The following is a 24,990-nucleotide window of genomic DNA, read 5'->3' on the forward strand; positions in this document are numbered from 1 at the left end:
TCATCTAACAAGTCGATAACATAGCTCCGATAAAATCAATTTTCAATAAAAATTTCCAATAGGAAACAACTTTTCTTATTTTGCTACGAGGAGCACGCTTTATTTCTGTGTGTGCTCTTTAATCAACAAAGCGTTCCATGCAACAATTAAATGAATAGACAGGAAGTAAAAATATAATGAGGGACCTATGTCAGAAGACATTTATGATGAGTACCCATCTTTAACGTTGGCGAAGGAAACGTTAGATCAGAATATCGAACCACTAAAGCTCGGTCAGCGTATTAAAGATATCCGCGGTAAGCTCGGGATTACGCTAGAAGAAGCAAGCCAAAGAACGGGCTTGGCACGCTCTACGCTCAGCAAAATAGAGAACGAACAAATCTCGCCAACCTTTCAAGCTATGCAAAAATTAGCGATGGGTTTGCAAATTGACATGCCACAACTCTTTGAACCGCCAAGGAAAAAAGTCGCAACAGGACGTCGTGACTTAACTAAGGCTGGTCAAGGCAAACCTCACCCAACACCGACTTATGAGCATGAATTGCTTGCGACTGAGCTTTCTAATAAGAAAATGATGCCGTTTAAAAGCCGCGTAAGAGCACGTACTTTTGAAGAGTATAGTGATTGGGTTCGTCACGACGGTGAAGAGTTCTTAATGATCATTTCGGGTGATGTGATGTTCTACTCAGAATTCTACGAACCGGTACCAATGAGCGAAGGCGATAGCATGTATTACGACGCTAATATGGGCCATATGTTGGTTTCTATCAGTACAGAAGATGCGCTCATTTTGTGGGTGACTGCAAAATAAATTAACAATCTTAGAATTTCTTATAGTGAATGCAAACGTTTGCTTTTGTTTCGAACGTTAGCCAATAGCCGCGATATTGATGTGAAAATCATCAATGTCGCGTTTTTTGTATGTAACGAGTGATTGTTTTTAAATTGTTAAATGTCACATTTTGAGCTGTTTTAATCTTGTTAAGGGTGTAAAACTGATTCAGGCTTGTTTATTATAGTGAACACGGTTTACTCATGTTGATTGAAGTTTACTGAAGTGAATTCTTAGAAAGTGAGTTGTAGAGATTTTATACAGCCAACCCGATGTATCAAGCTAACGATGTAAGCCTATATAAAAGGCATCACTTTTTACTATCTACTGCTTCTAAGGTTAAGACGTCAATGTTACTGACGCGAATACGCTGAGGTGACTAATGATGAAGCTTATCGTTAGAAGCGACTCTAAATAGAGATATAAGCGGCAGATTCGATTTGGAAAGCCTGCAACGCTTCATGGAGAAGAAAATGACTCAAGAACACGCTAATCAAGACCTACTAACAACACCACTGCATGCACTTCACATAGAAGAAGGTGCAAAAATGGTTCCTTTCGCTGGCTACGATATGCCAGTTCAGTACCCACTAGGTGTAAAAAAAGAGCACTTGCACACTCGTGATGCTGCCGGTCTTTTTGATGTTTCTCATATGGGGCAACTTCGTCTTCATGGCGCGAACGCAGCGGCTGTCTTAGAATCTTTGGTTCCTGTAGATATTATTGACCTTCCTTCTGGTAAGCAACGTTACGCGTTCTTTACTAACGAGCAGGGCGGTATCATGGACGACCTAATGGTGGCTAATTTAGGCGATCACCTGTTTGTTGTTGTAAACGCAGCTTGTAAGACACAAGATATCGATCACCTAACGGCTCACCTTCCTGCAGACGTAGAGATGGAAGTGATTGATGATCGTGCTCTGTTAGCACTTCAAGGTCCTAAAGCATCGGAAGTTCTGGCTCGTTTCCAACCAAGCGTTGCAGACATGCTGTTTATGGACGTTCAAAAAGTCGATATCGATGGCGTTGAATGCATCGTGAGCCGTAGTGGTTACACAGGTGAAGATGGCTACGAAATCTCCGTACCAAACGATCACGCTGAAGCTCTCGCTCGTAAACTAACTGCAGAAGTAGAAGTAGAGTGGATCGGCCTTGGCGCACGTGACTCACTTCGTCTTGAGTGTGGTCTATGTCTATATGGTCACGATCTAGATACAACAACAACGCCAGTAGAAGCTAGCCTTCTATGGGGCATTCAAAAAGTGCGTCGTACTGATGGTGAACGTGCAGGCGGTTTCCCTGGTGCTGATATCATTCTTGAGCAAATCGCAACGAAAGACGTTCAACGCAAGCGTGTTGGTCTAGTGGGTCAAACTAAAGCGCCAGTACGAGAAGGCGCTGAGCTGTTCGATGCTGAAGACAACAAGATTGGCGTTGTAACAAGTGGTACTGCTGGCCCTAACGCCGGCAAGCCAGTTTCTATGGCGTACGTTCGTACTGACCTGGCGGTTATTGGCACTGAGGTATTCGCTGATGTTCGTGGCAAGAAGCTACCAATGACAGTAGAAAAAATGCCATTCGTACCTCAACGTTACTACCGTGGTTAATCTCTTTTAAGAGCAAACACCAAGTTTAACGAAAGCCTATTGTTTTCTTTTCTGTATTGAAAAGTCTAACAGTGGGCTTTTTTGTGTTTAAGAGCGTATTTAGTTTGAATTGCTACGCTTAAGTCTCGTCATTTTAAATTGGCTTATAAAATAATAAGTATGTCATTACAGTTGAGAATATTCACTATACTGTTAGTTATGACATGCTATGGTAGCGAATCTTTCATTATTCAATAAGTAGTAGGGATTGCAAGGAGTTACCTATGAATGAGATCCATCCAGTTAGTCCGATTCGTAAAGCCGTTTTAGGGCTCTTAGCGCCATTAATCTATACATCAAGTGTTATGGCAGTAGAAAGCACGGTCGAAATGACTGCTGAAGTAGGGGTGACACCTTATATTGTGAATGGTAGTGACGCTTCAGTCAGTGAATTTCCTTCAATGGCGAGCTTGTTCATTGACCGTATCGATTACGATGGCGTCTATTCAACAGGCCCTTATTGTGGTGCGACAATTTTAAATCCAACGCATATTTTAACCGCTGCGCACTGTATTTACGGTGATGAAGAAGGGCAGCTGTTTACTTCAGTTGCCCCTCAACTGGAAGACACTTCCCAATTCCCTAACGGTAACATTCAAAAAGCACGAGTTTCAGAAGTTTACTATCGCAGTGACTATTCAAATGCGTTGAGCGATCTATTACGTAATGATGTTGCTGTTCTCAAGCTAGAAAGCGCACTGAACATCGATTCAGTTAACGATGTGGTTAAGCGTCCTTTTGATGAGAGTTACCGTGTTGGTGTTAATAACTTCGTTGCTGTTGGGCATGGTGATACACTTTCAGGCTTTGATGGCACAACGATATTACAGAGAGCGCCATTAAATTATGTAGATAACCCTACATGTGCAAAAGTATTCAATGGTGGTTCAGCACTGACGAGTAATCAAATTTGTTTTGTTGGTAACTATAGTACCTTCACTAAGTTATACGGCGGTACTTGCCAGGGGGATTCTGGTGGTCCTGTTTACTGGAAAGATGGTACTGATTATAGACAGGTAGGTATTACCAGTTTTGGACCTGAAACATGTGGTGGCAGCTCTGCTGTAACGTCTGTATTTACGGAAATATTAGACTACAAAGTTTGGATCGACAGTGTTATTGCTGGTAACGAAACCGCTAAGTTTGTTGCTACTGACGCCAAACGAACGGCTTATGTGAATGCGCTAAATTCATCTGGTTCTGGTAGCAGTGGTGGTAGCGTATCGTTTGGTTTGCTTGGTGTGTTGATATTACTTGGTGGCGTCAGAAGAGCAATATTACGTTAAGAGCGAGTCACTATTAATTAAGCTTAAATAACGGCTATTGAGTCAATGAGTCAATAAAGTCTGACTGCTATTTTATATTTTGCCCATTTTGGTGCCATAGAACGATTAGCTGATTTTTCCTCGGAGTTGTTTTGTGGTACTTCTTTGTTTTTTACTTTCTAAACGTCTCTTTTGAGAACCTTTTGTCGGTTTTGTCGCTCGTCTCACTTTTTGAACTTTTGTTGCTTCTAAGATGAGTTCTTTCAAACGCACCAAAGCATCGTCTCGGTTTTGTTCTTGAGTTCTATATTGCTGCGCCTTAATGATAATCACACCCTCTTTGGTGATGCGGCTATCTTTGTATGCTAATAGTTTCTCTTTATAGAAATCAGATAGGGTGGAGTGCTTAATGTCAAAACGTAAATGTATCGCGCTTGATACTTTATTGACGTTTTGGCCGCCAGCCCCTTGTGCTCTGATCGCTGTTAACTGGATCTCCCAGTCTTGAATCGAAACAGAGTTAGATATTTGTAACATAAAAATCCATAGTTAACGGAAATATGCGGTCATGATACTGAATATTGGTTATGGTATCAGTAACTTTCTTAAAGAGTGGTAGTAGTAATGAAAATAGATTTGACGATGTATGAAGGGTTGATCTTTGATATGGATGGTACGTTAATCGATACAATGCCTGCTCATGTCAAAGCATGGCAAAAAACGGCAGAGCAGTTCGGCTTTCATTTCGAAGCGTCTTGGCTACATAGTTTAGGTGGTATGCCGAGTTATAAGATCGCCGGTGAAGTGAACAGTAAGTATGGTTTATCACTCGATCCCCACGCGGTCTCGACATTTAAAATGGCTGCGTTTGCGGCTATTGAAGACAAAGGAGACGTTATCCCTTGTACCCATTCTTTGTTGTTAGAATACTTAGGCGACAAGAAAATTGCGGTAGGGACGGGCAGTCAGCGTAAAAGCGCTGAACAATTGCTAGAGAAAACGGACATCTTGAATAAGCTTGATATTTTGGTAACAGCGAGCGACGTTAAGAATCATAAGCCAAACCCTGACACTTTCTTGGATGCATGTTTAGGAATGGGTTTGCGGCCAAAGCAGTGTGTTGTATTTGAAGATACCAATCTTGGTAAGCAGGCGGCGCACGCTGCGGACATGGATTGCATTCTAGTGGTGGAAGGTAATCAATTAGAGTTTTATCCAGCACCAGACTAAAGTACAGCCTAGTATAGACGATATTACTCTCTCCGCTAGGCGATCTCGTTCATTTCAGCGTCTAGGAACAAACACACATTATTTCGACCTGCCGCTTTTGCCTCGTATAATGCTAAGTCTGCGCACTTATAATTGAGTGCAGGGTCATCTGTGAGGTTGGTGATTCCTCCACTTACCGTTGTCACGTTGTCGAGTTCAATGCTGATAGCTATTCTTAGCCTGTTAAGTACATACTCTGCTTCTTCAGTTGTTGTATGAGGTAAAATAACGCCAAACTCTTCGCCACCAATACGAGCGACAAAGTCGGTTTCACGACATTCTCTTTGTAATATTCGAGCGACGGTTTGAATGACTCGATCACCATAGTCGTGGCCAAACCGATCGTTAATACGTTTGAAGTGGTCAATATCTAAGATAGCTAAGCAAGACTGTTCTCGGGTCGGGTAACGATTTACACGAGAGCATTCGTCGCGAAGTTCACGGTCGAACTTACGTCGGTTCCAACAGCCTGCTAATGCATCTTTCTCACTCAAATTTCTTAGTTTGTTCTCAAGTTCTTTGTGTTTACTTATATCTACAAATGATGCGACATAAAATTGAATGGTACCTTTTGAGTCTTTGATGGTTTGAATTCGAAGTATTTCCGTAATCAACGATCCGTCTTTACGACGATTCACCACTTCACCTTCCCACATGCCTTTTTGCTTGATTACGCTCCACATTTTGATGTAGAACTCCTGGTTGTAGCGGCCAGAGGCAAACATAGAAGGTTGGCGGCCTTTCACATCTTCCAAATCGTAGCCACTTACACGAGTAAACTCCTGGTTCACTTTAATGATTCGATTATTTCTGTCGGTAATGACTAAGGCCGACATGCCATTCATTGCCACTTTGGCTAATTGGCTTTCGATGCTGTTCTTTTTGTGGTTTTTATTCCATAGCACGAAGCCTGCTGAAATCATTGAGATTAGTATTGTGAGTGTAATAACTTGCACAATGATCGCGTGGTTTTCTCTTTGGTATTGACTACTAAATTGTTGATTTTTAATATGAAGAACCATGTATATTGGGTCTTCAAATTGCTTTATCTTGGGGCTGATATTTGCATGGAAGTACCAATTTTTACCGTCAAAATAGCTAGAAGAAGTCTTGTCTTGAATTGCTTGCCAAAGTTCGGGGTAAAGATTTGCGTAAGTTTTATTTGAGCGTGACTCAAGAAGGTGTCCAAATGATTCTTCAAGATCAGGCCCCATGATGATATGTCCCGTTTTATTGAGTATTACAGGTACGGCTGCAGATGTGTTGATTTGATAAAGAAGGCGTTCGTAGATTTCTAGAATGTTCAGGTTTGCAATAAAATAACCAAGAACACGACCTTCTGAAGCAACTGGGGTCATAATTCGCAATGTAGGAGTCAATGGGTGAACGACTTCGCCATTTTCGACTTCTAAATCAATGCTACTTGAAATGACTTCACCTATTTTTAAGCGACTAAGCTTTTCAAAGTAGTCACGATCCGATTTATTTTGAAGCTTATGAGTTGGAACTATCGTCGCTTTCTTATTGCGGTAGTTTATACGGAAAATCTCATTACCTTTTAAGTCTAAGTAGCGAAGCTGAGAGTAATATTGTTGAGTACGAGCCAACATTATCCAAAGATCTTGCAATACTTCTCTGTGAATAATCGATGGTTCTTTAATGGCGCGAAGTAACGTTTTTGAATCAGCAATGGAAGGGACTGAATTGGATACTTGTTCCACAATAATAGCTAGCTTGTGGAAGCTGTATTCTATTTGGTTTTGACTGGATTGTTTGATATTTAGCGTGTGCTGAGCTTCAACTCTGTCAAATTCAGAGTTAATGTAGAGTGCTGGTACTAACCCTAAGGCAAACATAGTGCACAGAAATTGGCTGATCAGCTTTTTTATACTTGTATTCATCCACCGTCCTCAAAGAATCCGGTGCAATACTATATATTTTATAGGGCTTTTAATGTGATCTTGACCCAGAACTTTAAGCAATAATTGCATATTACTGCGGTTTTAGTGCAACTTTTTGCTTTGAGACTGTTAATTAAGCCATATAAGTAACAACAAGTCATCGTTAAATTGAGTCCTGCTGATGCCAGTAATACTCGAAGGAGCATGAGCAGGACCTTTGTTCGTGTTTTTATTCTATTTACTAAGGCTCTGTAATCACTAATTTAAACCAATGATGCTCCCTTCGTCATCAATGTCTAACGACATAAATGCAGGTCTATCTGGTAAGCCGGGCATTGTCATTACATTGCCGCATAACGCGTAAACGTAACCAGCACCTGCACACAGTTTGAGTTCTCTAATGGGCACATCAAATTGAGTTGGCGCGCCTTTTATGTGTGTTTCAGTAGAGATAGACAAGGGGGTTTTTGCCAAACAAACGGATAGACCGCTATAACCATGTTTGTTGAACTCTTCGAGCTGTTGCTTAGCAAGTGGTGATAGTGTGATACTTGCCGCGCCATAGCCAACTTCAGCGACTGCCATTAGCTTTTCTTCTAGGCTTTGTTCTGAGTGATACAAAGGCTTAAATTCACTCTCTTTTTGGCAAGCTTTTACTACGGCGTGAGCCAATTGATTCGCCCCTTCGCCACCTCGACCAAATGCTTCGCTCACTTCAACGCTAACGTTTGGGTCGAAGTCGGTGATCATCTGTTTCAAAGCATCTAGTTCTTGAGTTGAGTCTTGTGGGAATCGGTTAATCGCAACAACTGTAGGCACTTGGTATTGCTTGACGTTGTTGATATGCCATTTAAGGTTATCAAATCCTGCAATGAGTGCATCTTGGTTTTCATTCAAGATCGAGTCTGGTAGGGCTGTACCTAGCTCCAAACCGTATAAGCCGGAGTTAGCTTTTAATCCACGTAAAGTTGCTACAATTACTGCGCAATCGGGCTTCTTGTTTGAGGCTTTTACTTTTATATTGCACGCTTTTTCAAAACCCATGTCTGAGCCAAATCCACCTTCTGTCACAACAAAGTCACTGAGCTTTAAGGCTATCTTGTCGGCAATAATTGAAGAGTTACCATGGGCGATGTTCGCAAATGGCCCCGCATGAATTAAGGTAGGGACACCTTCAAGGGTTTGCATTAGTGTCGGCTCAATAGAATCCTTCATTGTTACTGTCATAGCCCCTGCAACGTTGAAGTCATCTGCCGTTAATGGCATACCTTGATAGTTATAGGCGAGTACGATACGACCGATACGTTTTCGTAAGTCTTGAAGGTCATTAGCAAGTGCAAGAATGGCCATCAGCTCTGAAGCGGCTGATATATCAAATCCATCTTCGCGTTCGTAACCATTGATGGTTTTGCCCGTTTCGTTTTTACCTACCGTGATCATGCGCAGTGCACGGTCATTATGGTCGAGTACACGTCGCCATACTATTCTGTTTGGGTCGATATCCAGCGCTTTTAAACCAGATCGCGCTTCAAATGCTTCTAAACCTTCGCGCTGTTCATGATACAAACGTGCGTCAATTGCGGCAGAGGCGAGATTATGAGCTGCAGTCACCGCGTGAATGTCACCTGTTAGGTGAAGGTTTAACTGCTCCATAGGGGCAACCTGAGAGTACCCACCGCCAGCCGCGCCACCTTTCACACCAAATACCGGCCCCATTGAAGGTTGACGAATGCAAGCCATCGCTGAGTGATTAATCTTAACTAGGCCTTGCGCTAGCCCAACTGTGGTAACGGTTTTGCCTTCACCGAGAGGAGTTGGAGTGATAGCGGTCACGATAACTAGTTTGCCATCAGGTTGATCTGCTAGACGCTCCAACAATGTTAAAGACACTTTAGACTTATATAAGCCCAATGGCTGGTGTTCGTTATGTTGTAGGCCTGCTTGTTCAGCAATATCAGTGATGTTTTTAAGGGGAGTTGTGCGACAAATGTCAATATCAGACAGCATGTTTGATCCTTATATCAGAACCGAAAGGTAGTACGTAAACGGTTGCCTGGCGATATTACTGTATAAATCGGCCAAGTAAAGGCAACCACACGAATTATGTGCTGGAAGATGATAGATCTAAAGAGTTATTGCGCAGGATCAATTCTTAAACGAGCAAAATATTGAAGTGGTCGCATTTCATCACGTTTAAATTGATGATTAATACAAAAAGAGCTGCCTATAGCAACTCTTTTTGAGGAATGGATGATCTGGATTTGGTTCATCAAACCAATTAGCCGACTGGCTATGGCCAGATTAACGATCCCAGTATGTTTCTTCTAAGCTATCTTCGCGCTCAGGTAATGCACGAGAAAGACGCGGAGAGTGCTGAGTTAACACTTCGTAGCTGACACGGTTTGCGTACTTACAAATTTGAGACAGTGACGAGTACGTAAGACAAGTGTACTCGTGTTTCTCTGAATTCGGTACGTTAACATGGTGGTAGCTATTAGCTGCCATGTCGTGTAACAGGGCAGAAAGCGCGCCATCACCAGCGCCATTTGTGTTCTTAATCTCAAGGGGTCCACCAAGGTAAGGACCGATGTGAGAGTACACTTTTACTGGTTGTTTACAGTCTTGCTTACGCATCGAACGGCTGAATTCATACTTGTTGAATTCTGGAATATTTCCTGGAAGTAATGGAAACGTTGTTTCGCGCTTCGCTAACTCGTCTGTATAGCCTGCCATGTATAAGCCGATAGGACCTGCTGTACATAGAACTAAGTCCACCCACTCAAGTGCTTTGTTGGCAGCCAGCAGCGGATCTTTCTCACCAGTTAACGCTTCACCTTCATCTTCATTCATCGCGACGATCGTTACGTTTTCTTTGAGGTATTCTTGCCACCATTCAGAGTTGCCTTCGATCACGTATTTAGTGCCAAGCGTTAGTACAACAGGCACATTGTGCGCTTTCGCGTATTCGATCGCTTTTTGTACGGCTTTTGGCATTGGATCGTCAGGGTTACCACGCATTAGGTATGAAGAGACAACTAATGCAGAGGCTTTTTCGAAAATTTGTTCAGGAATACTTTCAGGAAGCAACTGGTTCATATGCCCTTCGTTGATCGCAAACGTACGCTCGCCATCTTCGGTAATGAGCGTGTAACAACGACCAATTGGACCATCAACAGTTTGTAGGTGGTTTAAGTTCATACGTGAAGAGGTACGACAAAGGTAACGGTAACCAAATGAGCCAACTTCAATTTTCTTAGACATTACACCAAGCAGTACTGATTTACTGTCTGCTAGAACTGAATAGTTGTGCAGTGTATTGCCGATAGTATCGCCAGGGTATTGATGCGTGATCAAACCAGATTCAACGAGCTCCTCATACAGCGCATCGGCTTTACTTTCTTCCAATACAAGAGAGTGGCCTTTACTCAGTTCATATTTTTCTAGGAACGCGTCGTCAACACGGGCTTCGATATCAACAATAGTCTGGCCAACACCAACAATGGTTGCGCGGTGTAGTTTAGGTGTTTGTTGAATTTGGTTGACCAACGGATCACGTGCGTGAGTTGGAAAGTAGTGCTTAGATTTACGCTGTCCAGGAAACTTCATATGAAAAATACAGTGAAAAAATTTTGCCGCATGATATCACGTTTTTCTTCTGTTTCTTTCATTTTTATTACATTCAGAGTCACCTGTACAGACATTGTACAGGTGACTCGGTATCACTATTCTGTTGGTATTAACGTTGACGGTTCAACGTAAGCTTTTGTACCTAATAGTGGAACAGTTGAAAGGCTGTGTTTAAAACTGCCTTCTGTTTCTTTGGTTGTGTAAGACAAGTAGAGCAGTGATTGATTCGCCGCGTCGTAGATACGACGAACCTTCATGGTCTTAAAGAAGATGCTTTTTGATTGTTTAAAGACCACTTCACCAGATTTACTCTTGTCTATTTTAGCAATCATTTCTGGTGTGATTTCACCGGTTTGACGACAAGAAATAGAGCTGTCACTTGGGTCCGAAAGGCTAAGATTTGCCTCAACTGAAGCTATATGACACGTCACGCCTGGAATTTTATCATCATCCAAAGATGACATTTTTATGTCCTTGGATATTTACCTTATTACACAACTATTTTTTTTATGGGGCTTATGGACACGCTTACCCAAATAAAGGTGTTACAAATTTATTATATTTCCACAGTGTCATTTGAGAATGAGTAATCCAGTTTTCCTTTTCTTTTAAACTTAACAAACTCTTTTTTCTCGATCGATTCAATAACTTTTACTTGAAATGGCGTTAAGTTGTTTCTGTATGAGAAATAATGTTCCTCGATGTGATTCTTGTATAATTGATTCAGTGAAATGTTCAACTCTTATCCCCTGAAATTAAAGGTGTTAACTTAGGACACATTTGTACATTTCTCGATCACTTACCAATGCTGTGTTAATATACAGTATGTTGGTTTTTTCTGTTTGATTTAACAAGCGATGAGCAGTTGGGTTTAAAGATGGTTGAGAAATTTACTGATAAGGCTCGAAATGAAAACATCATGGGAAGTAACCACCCTTGGAAAGCAAAGATTCAAGCCTCGTTAGGGACAACTAAAAACCGTAGGGCTTCATCGTTGAAGAATCACTATGACAATGTGAAGACTGTGCTGGGAAACTATTACTGGGGTGGGGCAGAATCTTATAATCCAAAAACAGATCCATTTTTCCGAAGACTGATCACAGTCCTTAACAACCAATAGCTGTTTAAATAGATCAATCATAAATACGGTACAGCGTAAATGTAAGATCTATGGAAATTATTACTAACAATAAAACACTCGAAAAAAAGCTAATTCAGTTGGCAAATAAGTACGACAGAATTTCAGTAGCCGTAGCTTGGGCATCGGCTGGCACAAAGTTCTTTGATATTTTATTAAGTAACAAAGATAAGCTGTTTAAATCGACAATCGGCACACATTTTTATCAAACAGACCCAGATGTTTTGAAATCGTTTGTAGAAAGTGAACAAGTCCATTTCGTCATGCAACCAAGCGGTGTATTTCACCCAAAGTTGTACTTTTTCCAAACGGGTCAGAGCTGGGAAGCCATTGTTGGTAGCGCAAATATGACTAATGGTGCGTTTACTGTGAACAACGAGTTGAATGTGCACCTAACTGGTCAAGATGATGTAGATGGTTCTACGTTTGACCAGTTAACCAATCAGCTTAGTAACTATTATGAACTTGGTGTTTCCGTAAATGATGAGTATGTAAATGTATACGCTGCTTATCACAAAAAGCACAAACCGAAATTAGAAAAACTGAATGGGCAGTACAACTCAACCAAAACAACAAAATCTTTGTTTGATAGCATCGTTATGCAAATGGACTGGTCTGTTTATGTTGATAAAGTGCAGCAAGACAAAAATCATGCTATTGACCAGCGTTTGGAGTTACTAGAAGTGATCCAAGGTTACTTTCAGCAATATGAAAATTATGAATCTATGCCACTTGGTGCAAGAAAGACTATTGCTGGTTTACCTAATCTGACACATGAACATTGGGGTTGGTTCGGTAGCATGAAAGGAGCTGGGGTATATCACAGCAATATAAACAACAATAATCCGTTTATATCCGAAGCGTTAGACCATATTCCTCTTCATGGCGAGGTTACATTATTACAATTCAATCGCTATGTTGAATCTTTCAAAAAAGCATTTCCTAACGGTAGAGATGGTACTAGCATAGCCAGTCGTTTGTTGGCGATGAAACGTCCTGACTTCTTTGTCTGCATTGATTCAAAAAACAATAAGGCAATGTGCTCTGACTTTGGTATCACAATGTCAAACATGACGTATGAACGCTATTGGACAGAGTTAATCAGTCGAATTCATGATTCGGTATGGTATGAAAAAGAACAACCAAGAGATCAATTAGAAAATCAAATATGGAAAGGTCGAGTTGCTTTATTGGACTGTATTTTCTATGAAGAAGAGTAAATCTCGACTACTTATTTGTAATTAAGGATTATCCATTGGAAAAAGAAACACAAACGGCATTTGTTAACCGAGTTATGGGGTTAGATTTCAAGTCTACGCAAGGAAAGTACTCATATTGCAATGATGAAACAAAACAAGTGTTGTTTAGCCTTGACACAACTAATTTAGATCACAACGTGATTCTTGATCCAAGTTGGTCAAGTAAAGGCTATTCTCACTCGATTAAACATATCAATAAGGTCATAGAAGAAGGGTATGACCTTCTGGTTTTTAAAAAGCAAACCAAGACAAATCGTGCAGGTATAACAAGTAATGTTGGTTTTGAGCATAACGTTGAAAAGAGAATACTTCAGGACGTAGGTGGTGGGGTTTATAAAGCGATACAAATGGATAGTTACTTTCCAGAGGAGTTAATAGAAAGCGGTAAACGATTTTTTGAGGGTTCAAAGAAAACCGTTTTAGTTAATGCATATGAGCGTAATCAAGAAGCTCGTAATGCTTGTATTGAAGCGTTTGGATATCAGTGTGCAGTGTGCACTTTTGATTTTGAAAAAAAATACGGTGTACGGGGTAAAGAGTTTATCCATGTTCATCACATAATCCCAATTAGTGAAGTAAAGGAAGAGTACGAAGTAAATCCAAAGACAGATTTGATACCAGTTTGCCCAAATTGTCACGCAATGCTTCATAGAGGTGGTCACACGATTACACCTGATAGATTGAGACAGTTGATTTTGGAGTCTTAGCCAAAGATATTTTTGAACCAATGAAGCCATTAATTAGATTGGTTTCATTTACACATACCCAATTAGCCGTCATAGGCAGTTCTTACCCTAAAGTGATGTAGCTTAAAGCAACTGTCTATCCTTTGCTTAGTATGAGAGGCAAGCATAGCTTGGTACTCGTTATCATAAACACTCCCTTAGATGAGTATGCCATTTCTAGTTCATAGTGCTGCACGTAAGATGATGCTGATATTAGTTTTGCTAAATTTGTCACTATTCATATATGCGTCTTAAAGCTATTGATGTAGACTCATATGAAATTTTTTGTGTCTGTCGAAGGGATTTATGAAAAAAATAGTCGTAGTTTTCATTCATGGTTTAAAGGGAGGGGATTCAACATGGGTCAACGATGATGGAATATCATTCAAAGAGCTGTTGCTAACAGACTCTATGGTTAGTGATGAATGCGAAATCATCGAGTACGATTATTTTACTCAACTGACTGAATTTATGAACGGTTTTATCGCCAAACAAGCACATTCATTCGTCAGTAAACTTCCAGTATTCAATAGACTTCCCAGATATAAAAAGACGAAAAAGCATCAAAAGAATAAGTCAATTGAAGATCTATCTAAAGGCTTAGAGTCGAATATAAGAGCTAAATATAAAGATGCAGAACACGTAATTTTAGTTGGTCATAGTATGGGAGGGCTTGTCGCCAAAAAGTTGATAGTTGATCAAATTGAAGGAACTAAAACTATAAATATTATAGGTTATGTTTCTTTAGCCGTACCACATAAAGGGTCATTAAAATCGCTATTCCTCCAGTTCAGTTCAAATGAACATATTCAAGAACTAATGCCTCTTGACAAGCAAACCCTTGAGCTTGATGAAAAATGGGAAAAGTATAAAGACAGCCTACCTGAATCAACATACTTGATAGCACTTGATGATGAAGTAGTTAAACCTCATACGGCCAGACCTAATAACATTTCTTCTCGAGAGATATTCAACATCGATCAGCAAGATCATACAACGATTTGCAAACCCGACAGTAAAGAGGAACTGTCCTTCATCATTATACGAGATTTCATTAAAAGTCTTATCGAGTTAAAAAAAAAAGAACAGCAACAAATAGATGTTAGGTTTCAAGATTTGTCAGAATTAGACCAAGAAATATTTGTGATTAAACTGCTAGTTTCAGATGTAGAAAAGACACTAATAGATAGTTCAAAAAGTTCATTTTTTAATGCGGAAATAATTTGTAGAGTCAATAGAACTGAGCAAGCAGAGTTATCTAACTTGTATAGTCGAGTTAAACTAATCTACTCTCAAGAATTCTATAAATATAAAAGTGAATCGAAGACAAGTTCTGATCTTGTTTATGATATACACAAACAAATAATTGATAGTGATAGTACTGCATTAAAATCTGGAATAAAGAACATCACTTTTATTGAAAAAATTGGAATGCTCCATCAACTGGCAGATAATTTGGATGATAAAGTTATTTGGGATAAAGACTTTGATTTGAAGAAAGTGAAGGAACGCTTATATGAGTTTGAATAATGATTTTTATTTCTTAGATGTTTTTAATGAACATTCTATCACATTGTATAGAGTATTAATCATCATTGATAAGCTTCAATATAATCGCTTAAAACGTAAGGTTCTAACATTAGATAAGCTTTGCTTCTTTGACTCAGTTATAGTCGATAAAAATCTAACAGAGTCAGTTATCAGATATTTTAAACCCAAAGAAACCAATTATTATTACGAAGGCGTAGACTATTTATCAAATACATCACAAACATTAAAGAATGTTATGAGAAACGATCAGGTTAGAAGAAGAGTAATGGAATTATATTCTATAGGGCTAATTGATATACACACTGACGATGATGATATATTACTAACCACCAGGGAAGAAGTAAATATAGAATTAGATAATGACTTGATTGATGAATGGATAAGTAATTTAGATAAAACCAAGTCATTTATAAGTAAGTCATTTAATCAATTAATCGGGTCGTTAATAGGTGAGCTATATGAGTAATTCTCCTTCAATTATAATTGAGCAGTTGCGGGTAATAGGAATAAATAAAAATTATGACATTAACTTTAAGGAAGGTGTCAATATAATTTGGGGAGATCTCGATTGTGGCAAAAGTAGCATATTGAACCTGATTAGTTACAGTCTAGGCGCTTCGTCAATTGATACATATGGACAACTCGAAGCAAAGGCAAGATTTTGTCAACTCACTGTATATCTGAATGATGAAAAGTATATTTTTGTTCGAAATATATTCGACGCTAAAGAATTTATCCGATGCTATAAAGGTAGTATTGATGACAACCTTACGCCAAGTCTTTTAGCTCCGAATTTAGATCAAATTGACAATGCTCCTGATGGTTATGTTTCATTTTATGTGTTAGAACTCCTTGGTCTTCCTATCACTAAAATTAAAGTATCACCAAGTCAGTTAGACTCGACAATGAATAGAGTGGGTTTTAAAGATATATTGAAATTCATTCACTTAAAGCAAAAAGATATTGCTTCAGATTCATTGTTAGATATGAATAATGGAAGTCGATATGTTAAACATAAAGAAGTGTTGAAGTATTTGCTTAACATTCACAATGAGACGGTTTCAGTTATTAACGCTGAAATATCTGAAAATAAATCAATAGAGAAAAATAGAGAAAAAGAAAAAGAGAGTATTATTAAATTCCTCAGAGATACTGATTTTGATTTTGAAATAGATATAGATAAAGAACTACAGGCTTATACTAAACTTGTTTCCGATGTTGATGATGAAATTGAAAAATTAAAAAACAGTCACAAAAATGTACTTAAGTTTTCTCTGGAATTAAAGGCGGAAATCGATGAAATAAATAAGTCACTAAGTCATATAAATAAGAAAAGACCTATATTGACAGAAGATATTGAAAAATATGTCAAGCTTAAAAATACTTATGATAAAGAAAGAAAGTCTATTTCTTTATCTCTAAAGTTAGAGTCTAAATTTAAAATTAGTAAGGAAACGGAGATATCATGTCCTTTATGCAATGAGAAAAGCAAATGTGAACTTGCTGATTCTCATATACCTATGCCGATACTAATTAATGAAAAGAAATCACTTGATAGAAAAACAAAAAGTCTTGGATGTTTGATTGATAATATACGTTGTGAGTTAAACAGTCTTGATGTTAATGAAAGTAAATTAAATCTCGCATTGAATGATATTCAAAATAGCTTCAATCATAAATATTCTAAAGAAGTTTCGGCATTAATTGAGTCTATTTCTATGCTAGAAAAGCAAAAATTAGAAATATATTCTAGTTCTAAGTTACTTGCAAGGGATAAGAAATTTATAGATCGGATCAATAAGTTAGATGATACATTATCTAACCTTGAGAAAGTAATAATTCGATTGCAGGGTGAATTGAAGAAAGCTGAAGAGAAGTGTTTAAATCCCAAAGATGTCATATCAGATCTAAATGATATTTTTGTTAAACTAATGGAACTTAGTGGTTTGACTGACATGACTAATCTAAAGCTAGACGACCGATTAGATTACATTGTGAGAAATAAGCAATTTGTTAAACTAACTTCTGGTGGTGTTAGAACTATATCTTCTATTGCAATTTTTCTTTCTAAACTAATATATGCAATGAAATTTGATTCAAACCTGCCAACATTATTTATGTTGGATACTCCGGGTAATAATATTGGAAGGAAAAGAGATAAAACGGTAGATAGCGATGAAGCATCAGATCCTATTATCTATGAAAATATTTACAAGCGTTTAGAGTTGTTATCCGACCTATCTAAGAGAACAGGAACTAAGTTCCAAGTGATTGTTGTTGATAATGATTTAGCTGATACTGCTTTTGATAACGACGATTTTTATATAGCTAAGAGATTCAGTAAAACAGATCCACAGTTCGATAGTGGTCTAATTAACGATTTTCAATAAATTAGTTAAAGTTTATCAAAGCCATTCATTAGAATGGCTTTGAATTTTTCTATTAATTTAATATATCTAAATTGAACTTCTATCTATGTTTAATATGTGAAAGTGTAAGGTTGTATATTTTTAGATTTATTCGGAGTCAAATGACCATTGATATAAAGAAAAATTTATACTAGAAGTATATTAGCAAAAAAAATAGTTGTCTTCTCCATTTACTTGTTCGTTAAGATCGAGAACAAACTCGCTCCAATTATTTTCATCCCAAGCATAGGCTCTTTGATAAACGGGTATCTCATAAGAAATCTTTGAGGGCTCAAAAATGCTAAAACGGTAATTTGATTGAAGTTCATATCGCCTCTGATTTCACAGTGGAAGCTTATACAAAGTAAATTACTTCTGGGTCGTATTAATTATTTTGTAATTTGTACTGATTCTACATAAGCCTTAGTTCCCCATAATGGCACTGTAGACAAACTATGCTTGAAGCTACTATCAGTCTCTTTGGTCGTGTAAGACAAATAAAGTAGAGTCTGATTCTCTGCATCGTAGATACGACGTACCTTCATTGTTTTAAAGAAGATACTTTTTGATTGCTTGAATACCACTTCGCCTGATTTTCCCTTGTCAATTGTTGCGATCATCTCGGGGGTTATTTCTCCAGTTTGACGGCATGAGATAGAACTGTCGCTTGGGTCAGCAAGGCTAAAATCTGCTTCCACAGATGCGATGTGACACGTTACACCTGGTATTTTTTCGTCATCCAAGTTTCGGATTGATACGTCTTTTAGGCTGAATATGCCAAGGTCAACATTGCCAACTTCATTGTCTGAACAACCAACAAGAAGAATAGGTAAAAGGATAGAGAGTAGTTTTTTCATTGATTAGTGCCCTTTATGACTTTGTTTATATTAGATTTTATGTGAAATTTGTTATAGGGTTCAAATCTAAATGCAAGGTTTATGCTTATATGTAAGAAAAATCTTACCAAGTGACACTTAATAAATATTCATATATTTATTAGTAGTTTATTAGATTTGTTTTACTTGGTATTTTTAGATATCACGACAATAAAATTACCTAATTACGTCTTAAGTTTGATACACATTCGAAGTCAAAACTCTATTTTATAGATAAGCAAATTCCACACCTCTTCTTACTGTCTAATACGAGTGTTTGCGTTGACGCTTTACAACTATTGCAAAGGTTAGGGTTTTCTTTTCGCTTAGAGATTGTTAACTGAGATTTCAGTTCTCCCTCCATTATTTCTACATCTTTGTAATAGGCTTTAAGATAGTAGTCGTGGAATGTGAGTTTAGAAAACGGGACGAGTTTGTTTTTCCATTCGTAGTTAAGCTCTTGAGCTTCGATGAATGGCTCTCTCCAATGAACATCAAACCATAACTCACCAGTTTCTTTAGTCTTATCTTTTGCTTCACGGTTTAGTACAAAAACGTTGGCTCGATTCCGGTAGGCAATATCCAAGTCGGTGAAGCGTTTTCCGTCAAAATCTAATAGTACCCATATCACGAAAGTGTTGTTTCGTTGATAGAAGTGCTCACGAGCGGCAATGACACTGATAAACGTTGTACTCATTTGTAATTCAAACACGACACGTTTTGTTCGCCCCTCATCGTTATAGTAAGAAGAGACATCAGGTATACGCCACTCTTTACTCATTATCTGCGTTGGCTCATCAGTAGAGTCTCTAAACGTTGCCTCTACCTCACAATCAGTGAATCTCTGTAGTCGATCATTTTCAATAGCTTCGTGAATGAACTCTTTAGATTCTCTATGAGCTTTTCCCTCTTTTTGTCCATTGAATTTCATAGCAAGGATTTGTTCTTGCTTTAGCACTGAATCTTTTTCTTGGAGAGGACACTCAGCGTTTTGGTGTTTATGCTTATAGTGATCTATGGTGCGAGCTTGATTTGAACGAAGTACGACAGGCTGAAAACAGACTGCACACAAGTAAGTTCGTAGTCCGTCTTCAATAAGACTTCTTTTCTTGAAAAATTCACCTTCTTCTATTGAATCAAGTTGGTCAGAAACCCAAATAACATCATGAGTCTGAGGATCGTAAATCTCAGTAATCAAACGTTTTTTAAAAATTGTAGTCATTACACATCACCACTTTCAACGAGCTTTTGGAGCCCTTGATTTTCTTTGAATAACTTAAATTTTTGAGCTTTGTAAAATTCAACACCTTTCTTTGCTTCATCAAGTTCTCCTTGTTTTTTCTCGACATTGAATTCAAGCTCGTTGAGGTTGTGCTCTGCCAGTCTGTACTTGTTCTGATATTGGTCATAAGACTCAGATAGCTCGACAATTTGAGTTAGTTCTTGTTCTAAATCGCCAAAGCTACAGTCAAACTTTTCAAGTACACGTCTTAACCATTTAGCATTATCAATTTCTTTATCAAAATTAGATTTCTGAACCTTTAGACGTTCAATCTGTCTTTCTAAGTTATTTTTTTCAAACTCTTGTTGTTTGAGGTGATACTTCCCAGAAGAATAGGCAGCACGCAACTGTTCAACTTTTGTGTTGAGTCCCGATGTCGAGTTACCACTCAATAATTCGCTTCTTTGCCGTTTAAATGTTGAGATCTTTGCAACTAGTTCACTTTCTTGTTTTTTCAAATCGTGTATGTTTTTACTTAAGTCATACTTGTCTGTCTGGTTTTGATAATGGATTAAGGTTGTTTGTGTTTTTACAATGTCACGATTTATTTGTTCCAGTGTATAGTTAGCAACTTCGATTCTTTCATTTACCTGGTCAAGTTCACTTAAAGCTTGTTGCTGTTTGTCCTCAATCGAGGATTGTTCAATTGATGCGATATTTCTGGTTAGAGAGTGAAGAGGGTTGAATGAAAGCCAAGTACAACGTTTGTGAAGTTGGTCATCTAAAACCTTGTCGCTAAGATAAGATGTAAAGTCGGTAGACGGGACTGTAAGACCGCTAAGATTCAGCTCAATCACACTATCGAAACGTTTTCTGAGTGCTAGAATCTGGTTTTGGTCAACTACGCAGTCTTCTAACGCTATTGTAAGATAGATCGCCTGATTATCTTGCAGTGTTAACTCGATCAGTGGTCTGGTGTCTGTGTCGATTAATAGGGTGCAGTGTGTTACATCTACACTAATACTGTTGGTGCAAGTGTAGTCAATTGGTATGGTTAGTCGCTGTTGTTCTGAGATTAAATAGGCTAAACGTTCACAGATTTCGGATAGAACAAGGTGGTCGCATTGTTTATCTGAATGTTGAAATAGTTGAAAACTCTTCTCTCGTTGGACACTCTTACCGCAAACACGACAATGACCTGCTAAGTCATTGCTTTCCTTTGAATCTATCAAAACACCATTGTTATTAAGGCAAAAACGAATTCCCATTCTTTGAGTGCTAGATAACATAGCCAAACTCCCCAATTATCAGATGCATAGCCATATTCAAACAGATTTTGGAACAGAAAAATATGCAATTTACTTAATATTTAATTGTTGAGCTGATAAAATTTGTCAAAACCTATCGAAACCAGATGAGTACCCTACAAAAACAATTAGAATCAATGACATAAAGTGTCACTAAACGTATCATAGCTTAGGCATGTTTTCTTCACTTTCAAAAGGCATAATTTGTGATTTATCAAAAGCTCCCTTTACGGCTCAGTGAGATTAATGAGCTGCTTATTCCGTCTTCTGATTGCCGCCAATCAAACCGTGAATCGTTGAACTACCGAAAACACCAAGAAGCTGAATATCTAACAGAAATTTTGTGGAATCTAGAGCTGAACGGTAGCCCTTTGAATCGCAAACTCATAAGTGACCTTCATTCTGGGAAAGAGAAGTGGGCAGATGAGCAAGGGGTTTATGTTTCAATCGCTGAGGCGGAGTTTGAATTTGAAGTTCTAGAAAAGTTGGGTTTGATATTCTTTGAAAATGACTGGCTTAATCTAACGACCAGAAACCTACCAGACTTTTTAGAAGTTGACGATTCGATAGTACCAGTGCTACGTTTTTTAGAAAATATTAAACAAATACTTACAGGTGATTCAGAACATTCGAACTTAGAACCACTTAAGTTAAAGATAAAAAGAAGCAATCTTTATGAGATCGTCGGTGAAGATGAGTACAAATTTACCGAACATAAAGTTAATTTGACTACAGTCGGAGAGTATTTTGTCGTAGATGTTCAAGGCCACGGATGGGATGAGGAAAAATTACTAAATCAATATTTTTGGAAGTCTTTCTTAGATTCAGAATGTACTAAAAAAGAAATGGCACATTTTTTCTCACTAAATGTAATTTTCCCTGATTTGATAAAGTTCCCCGAAATAGAGTTATACGATAGAGATGCTTCTGATAAATTTGAACTTTTAATAAAAGAAAGTCTATCGAACTCTTTCTTACTAAAATGCACCATTTCAGAGTTTCTTACTTTAGAAGAGACAAAAAGAAAGTTCATTGATAATCTCTATACAAAAAATAGTGAAAAAGATCCAGAAAATATAACTTTGGTCGAACTTATCAACTACTATGATTCAATACAAAGTGGTAGCTATGAACTAGAAAAAGATATTTTGCCAATGCGAGCTAATTCATATTATTACAAATTCATAGGTAGTATAAGTCACAATGCAATAATACAACTAGCTTCTGATAAAGTTTATGTGAACTATTCTGGTGTGTATGCTGATGATTTGTTAAATGAACTTCTGTTAAATATCAATGATTATCCATTGTTAAAGTTCTTCTTATTATATGAACTGCATACAACAAGTAATGGTTATGCCTTATATCTACTTTCTAGTCCAAATTTCTTTGAGTATGGATATAGTTTAATCAAAGGAAAGATAAGTAACAAATACAGACTACATATTGATAGTGATATTATAATCATTGATCATATAATAGGGTTAGTTGCGGAGTCTTGTGTTGCGATAGCATTGAATAATGATGTAAGAAAAAAGCTTGCTTTTTTCTTATGCGATTTGGTTAAAGATTTATACATAACAGAGCATAATAAGTGTGATATTGATCTTAATCTTTTTGAGAAAATATTCAATCGCTTAAGCTCTTCGGATACTGAAAAGGTAATCAAATATTGTGTTGAATACTTAAACATTACATCACCTAACTTGATAAGAAATAAATCAGAACTGTATCTGATTTTTAATTTGTTGACTTTTTTTTCAAAAAACAAGCGATACAATGATGTAGGCCAAATTTATGTTGAATTGAATAATTTAATTCTAAATAGATACAGAGAATACTTTGAAAAAAGTTCAAATACTAATGGGTACTCCTTCGAGAAAGATTTATTTTACGATACCTTACCTTGGGATAGTCTATCTGAACAATTCTGTAATGACTTTCTTGAACTACAACCTAAAAAGAGAGAACTACACAACAAATTAAGCGATGATAATTTTGAAAACAAGATTCAGTTTGCAAATAGCATTTCAAACTATTTGCAGATCCTTAATAATCTCGTGAAAGTTCAAGGTGGTTCAAGGGATGTACTTATTTCAAACATTATCTATCTGGTTACTGAGTTTGGGTTTGAAAGTGAGGATGTCAGTTATCCTCTAGTTTATAATAAGTATAAGAGTACATTTAAAGAAGAGTATTGCCTGTTAGTTGCTATTTCGAAGAACTTTCATTATTACCGAGATGCTGACTTTGAACGGTTGCTTGATAATATTTCTAACATAGCTCCGTTGTCGTCTATGCTTATTCTTCTAGAGAACGCTCAATCTGAAAGTAGGAAGGGGTATATACAAAATCTAATAAGTAGTAAGACCTATAATGAATCTGGAGAGACAAGTATTACTAATATTGAATCATCATATAACTCAGCAATAATGACCAATAATCTTGACCTAGCAAAAATTGCGTTATCTCAGGCGCACCATTTTTTTGAATTTCACCATTGGAAAGATAAAATAGAAGTTAGAGTGATGATGTTTCAATGGAATGTTTTAGAATATAAGCTTGCATTGGTTTCTATTTTAAACTCAGAATTGTTACCTGATGAAAAAGAAAAAGCAGTAAATGATACTGAATATCCTGAACCAAACTCAGACATAAAAAATCACAATAAGACCAAATCGTGGGAGAAGGAGGCTAAATTATTTAAAAGCTATATTCTAGGACTGATAGCTTTTAGTCAAGATCCTGAAAGAGCAACAAAAATTTTTGAATATTTGAAAAAATCGCACCCTAATACGATTTTTCCTCACCTGCATTTCATAACTAATATCAAGTGGTTAGAATCAAAATCTTCGACCAGTGAAGAGTTTAAATTAGCAATCAAGGATTATGAGGACTCTATAGCTGAGTTTAACTTTGAAAATCTCTCGCTTGGAAACAAGGCAGATTACTTATCTGCAATATTTCTGTCAGAACAATATACAAAAGTAGAGCAATTGTGTGAGTTATTAGATATTGTCGAAAAATCATACAAGCCCATTGCACTTACTTACTGTCGTTCTCTTCAAAAAAATGGAAATGATAACAAGGCTAAACAGTTTGTTGATAACTATAAACTTTATCACGGGCTAGATAGTCTAGATGAAGAGTTCAATAAAGAGGTAGAAAATATTGATAAATCAATTCTGAATAGGTTTGATGAGTCAATGAGTGAGAAGCTTAAGTATCAGTTTATGATTGGGCGAAAGGATAATGATGAATTGAGAACAATTTTTAATGAAATCCGTGTTGCACCAGTTAACGATTTATCAGAAATTATTCCATCAACAAAGTTAGATAAAGATAAATTTCTATATGAAGAAGTTTTGGCTTGTGCAAAAGTTATTCGGTCAAGAGCAAAAAACCTAGAAGTTGAGATTGAAAGAAATGACGAAAACCTTATCAATTCTTGGATTGTATCTATCTTCAATGCCAGATTGAACCGTTTCGGTATTTCAATCGATGAGCAAAAGTTTATAGGGGAATCTAGTCCAAAGGACAATACCAAAAAACCTAAAACTTCAGGCTCTGCTGACGGTGTGATTATGGATCAAACAAATGAACAACTGGCATTGTTTGAGGGGTTAAACCTTAACTCTGTTTCTACTTCAACAATTGACTCTCATTATGACAAACTCAATAAGTATGACCTGATAGGTTTGTCACCAATGTTTCTTGTGTCGTACTGTTACTTTAAGAATGATTTTCGTGCCTCTGTTGATGATTATATCGAGCACGTTGAAGCTAAAGACTACTATGATTTTGACCGTCCAGATGATCACACGTTGGAAGTCCTTTCTGAAGCAACTACTAAACACTTAGTGGCAGCTTTAGAGTATCGAAACCGTGGACCGCAACGTGTAGCGATATATCACATTCTTATTGATATGAAGCTTCCATCTCAAGAGAAGATCTAGAAGTCATAT

At 37.5% G+C, this 24,990-nt stretch carries 18 protein-coding genes and 1 pseudogene; 10 read left to right on the forward strand and 9 right to left on the reverse strand.

Features of this window, described 5'->3' with window-relative positions:
- Window positions 1-187: 187 nt before the first annotated feature.
- The 3 genes from ACED48_RS12280 to ACED48_RS12290 all read left to right on the forward strand — a co-directional run bounded on the left by ACED48_RS12280 (window position 188) and on the right by ACED48_RS12290 (window position 3,764).
- Window positions 188-811 carry a helix-turn-helix domain-containing protein gene (locus ACED48_RS12280; protein ID WP_017058371.1) on the forward strand — a complete coding sequence of 208 codons (624 nt, stop codon included), beginning with the start codon at window positions 188-190 and terminating at the stop codon, window positions 809-811.
- Between the two features lie 494 nt (window positions 812-1,305).
- Complete coding sequence (gene gcvT / locus ACED48_RS12285) at window positions 1,306-2,439, forward strand: glycine cleavage system aminomethyltransferase GcvT (RefSeq protein WP_017058370.1); 1,134 nt, start codon at window positions 1,306-1,308, stop codon at window positions 2,437-2,439.
- A gap of 263 nt (window positions 2,440-2,702) precedes the next feature.
- Window positions 2,703-3,764, forward strand: coding sequence for a trypsin-like serine protease (locus ACED48_RS12290; protein WP_017058369.1), 1,062 nt, complete (start codon window positions 2,703-2,705; stop codon window positions 3,762-3,764).
- A 105-nt stretch (window positions 3,765-3,869) separates the two neighbouring features.
- Here the strand turns inward: ACED48_RS12290 and arfB are convergent, their stop codons facing one another.
- Window positions 3,870-4,280, reverse strand: a complete 411-nt coding sequence (arfB, locus tag ACED48_RS12295; protein ID WP_017058368.1) for an alternative ribosome rescue aminoacyl-tRNA hydrolase ArfB — start codon at window positions 4,278-4,280, stop codon at window positions 3,870-3,872.
- An 87-nt stretch (window positions 4,281-4,367) separates the two neighbouring features.
- Here arfB and ACED48_RS12300 point away from each other — a divergent pair, with 87 nt between their 5' ends.
- Window positions 4,368-4,973 (forward strand): beta-phosphoglucomutase family hydrolase, encoded by a 606-nt coding sequence (locus tag ACED48_RS12300; protein ID WP_017058367.1) that lies wholly within the window; start codon window positions 4,368-4,370, stop codon window positions 4,971-4,973.
- 35 nt (window positions 4,974-5,008) lie between these two features.
- Here the strand turns inward: ACED48_RS12300 and ACED48_RS12305 are convergent, their stop codons facing one another.
- The 4 genes and pseudogenes from ACED48_RS12305 to ACED48_RS12320 form a co-directional block, all read right to left on the reverse strand.
- Window positions 5,009-6,913 (reverse strand): diguanylate cyclase, encoded by a 1,905-nt coding sequence (locus tag ACED48_RS12305; RefSeq protein ID WP_017058366.1) that lies wholly within the window; start codon window positions 6,911-6,913, stop codon window positions 5,009-5,011.
- A 258-nt stretch (window positions 6,914-7,171) separates the two neighbouring features.
- Window positions 7,172-8,920, reverse strand: a complete 1,749-nt coding sequence (locus ACED48_RS12310) for a formate--tetrahydrofolate ligase (protein WP_017058365.1) — start codon at window positions 8,918-8,920, stop codon at window positions 7,172-7,174.
- A 294-nt stretch (window positions 8,921-9,214) separates the two neighbouring features.
- On the reverse strand, window positions 9,215-10,519 hold the full coding sequence (locus ACED48_RS12315; protein ID WP_017058364.1) for an inosine/guanosine kinase: 1,305 nt from the start codon (window positions 10,517-10,519) through the stop codon (window positions 9,215-9,217).
- 116 nt (window positions 10,520-10,635) lie between these two features.
- A pseudogene (locus ACED48_RS12320) lies at window positions 10,636-11,016 on the reverse strand (CreA family protein); the annotation flags it as partial.
- Between the two features lie 694 nt (window positions 11,017-11,710).
- Between ACED48_RS12320 and ACED48_RS12325 the strand changes: the two are divergent.
- The 5 genes from ACED48_RS12325 (at window position 11,711) to ACED48_RS12345 (ending at window position 17,603) form a co-directional block, all read left to right on the forward strand.
- Window positions 11,711-12,898 (forward strand): phospholipase D family protein, encoded by a 1,188-nt coding sequence (locus ACED48_RS12325; RefSeq protein WP_017058361.1) that lies wholly within the window; start codon window positions 11,711-11,713, stop codon window positions 12,896-12,898.
- A gap of 35 nt (window positions 12,899-12,933) precedes the next feature.
- Complete coding sequence (locus ACED48_RS12330; protein WP_017058360.1) at window positions 12,934-13,644, forward strand: HNH endonuclease; 711 nt, start codon at window positions 12,934-12,936, stop codon at window positions 13,642-13,644.
- Window positions 13,645-13,968: 324 nt separating this feature from the next.
- On the forward strand, window positions 13,969-15,192 hold the full coding sequence (locus ACED48_RS12335) for an ABC-three component system protein (RefSeq protein ID WP_017058359.1): 1,224 nt from the start codon (window positions 13,969-13,971) through the stop codon (window positions 15,190-15,192).
- Window positions 15,179-15,679: a hypothetical protein gene (locus tag ACED48_RS12340; RefSeq protein WP_017058358.1), complete on the forward strand. Its 501-nt coding sequence runs from the start codon at window positions 15,179-15,181 to the stop codon at window positions 15,677-15,679. Before ACED48_RS12335 ends, ACED48_RS12340 begins: the two co-directional genes overlap by 14 nt.
- Window positions 15,672-17,603 (forward strand): hypothetical protein, encoded by a 1,932-nt coding sequence (locus ACED48_RS12345; RefSeq protein WP_017058357.1) that lies wholly within the window; start codon window positions 15,672-15,674, stop codon window positions 17,601-17,603. The genes ACED48_RS12340 and ACED48_RS12345 overlap by 8 nt, the downstream gene beginning before the upstream one ends.
- Before the next feature lie 180 nt (window positions 17,604-17,783).
- Here ACED48_RS12345 and ACED48_RS12350 read toward each other — a convergent pair whose 3' ends face one another.
- The 4 genes from ACED48_RS12350 to ACED48_RS12365 all read right to left on the reverse strand — a co-directional run bounded on the left by ACED48_RS12350 (window position 17,784) and on the right by ACED48_RS12365 (window position 21,007).
- Window positions 17,784-17,921, reverse strand: coding sequence for a DUF262 domain-containing protein (locus tag ACED48_RS12350; RefSeq protein WP_084026626.1), 138 nt, complete (start codon window positions 17,919-17,921; stop codon window positions 17,784-17,786).
- 89 nt (window positions 17,922-18,010) lie between these two features.
- On the reverse strand, window positions 18,011-18,478 hold the full coding sequence (locus ACED48_RS12355; RefSeq protein WP_017058356.1) for a CreA family protein: 468 nt from the start codon (window positions 18,476-18,478) through the stop codon (window positions 18,011-18,013).
- 241 nt (window positions 18,479-18,719) lie between these two features.
- Complete coding sequence (locus ACED48_RS12360) at window positions 18,720-19,718, reverse strand: DUF6035 family protein (RefSeq protein ID WP_017058355.1); 999 nt, start codon at window positions 19,716-19,718, stop codon at window positions 18,720-18,722.
- Window positions 19,718-21,007: a hypothetical protein gene (locus ACED48_RS12365; RefSeq protein ID WP_017058354.1), complete on the reverse strand. Its 1,290-nt coding sequence runs from the start codon at window positions 21,005-21,007 to the stop codon at window positions 19,718-19,720. Before ACED48_RS12365 ends, ACED48_RS12360 begins: the two co-directional genes overlap by 1 nt.
- A 224-nt stretch (window positions 21,008-21,231) precedes the next feature.
- Here ACED48_RS12365 and ACED48_RS12370 point away from each other — a divergent pair, with 224 nt between their 5' ends.
- Entirely contained in the window at window positions 21,232-24,981 is a 3,750-nt protein-coding gene (locus ACED48_RS12370; RefSeq protein ID WP_017058353.1) for a hypothetical protein, read from the forward strand.
- The last annotated feature ends 9 nt before the right edge of the window (window positions 24,982-24,990 follow it).

Origin of the sequence: Vibrio sp. 5S239, assembly GCF_041439575.1 — a bacterium.
GTDB lineage: Bacteria > Pseudomonadota > Gammaproteobacteria > Enterobacterales > Vibrionaceae > Vibrio > Vibrio kanaloae.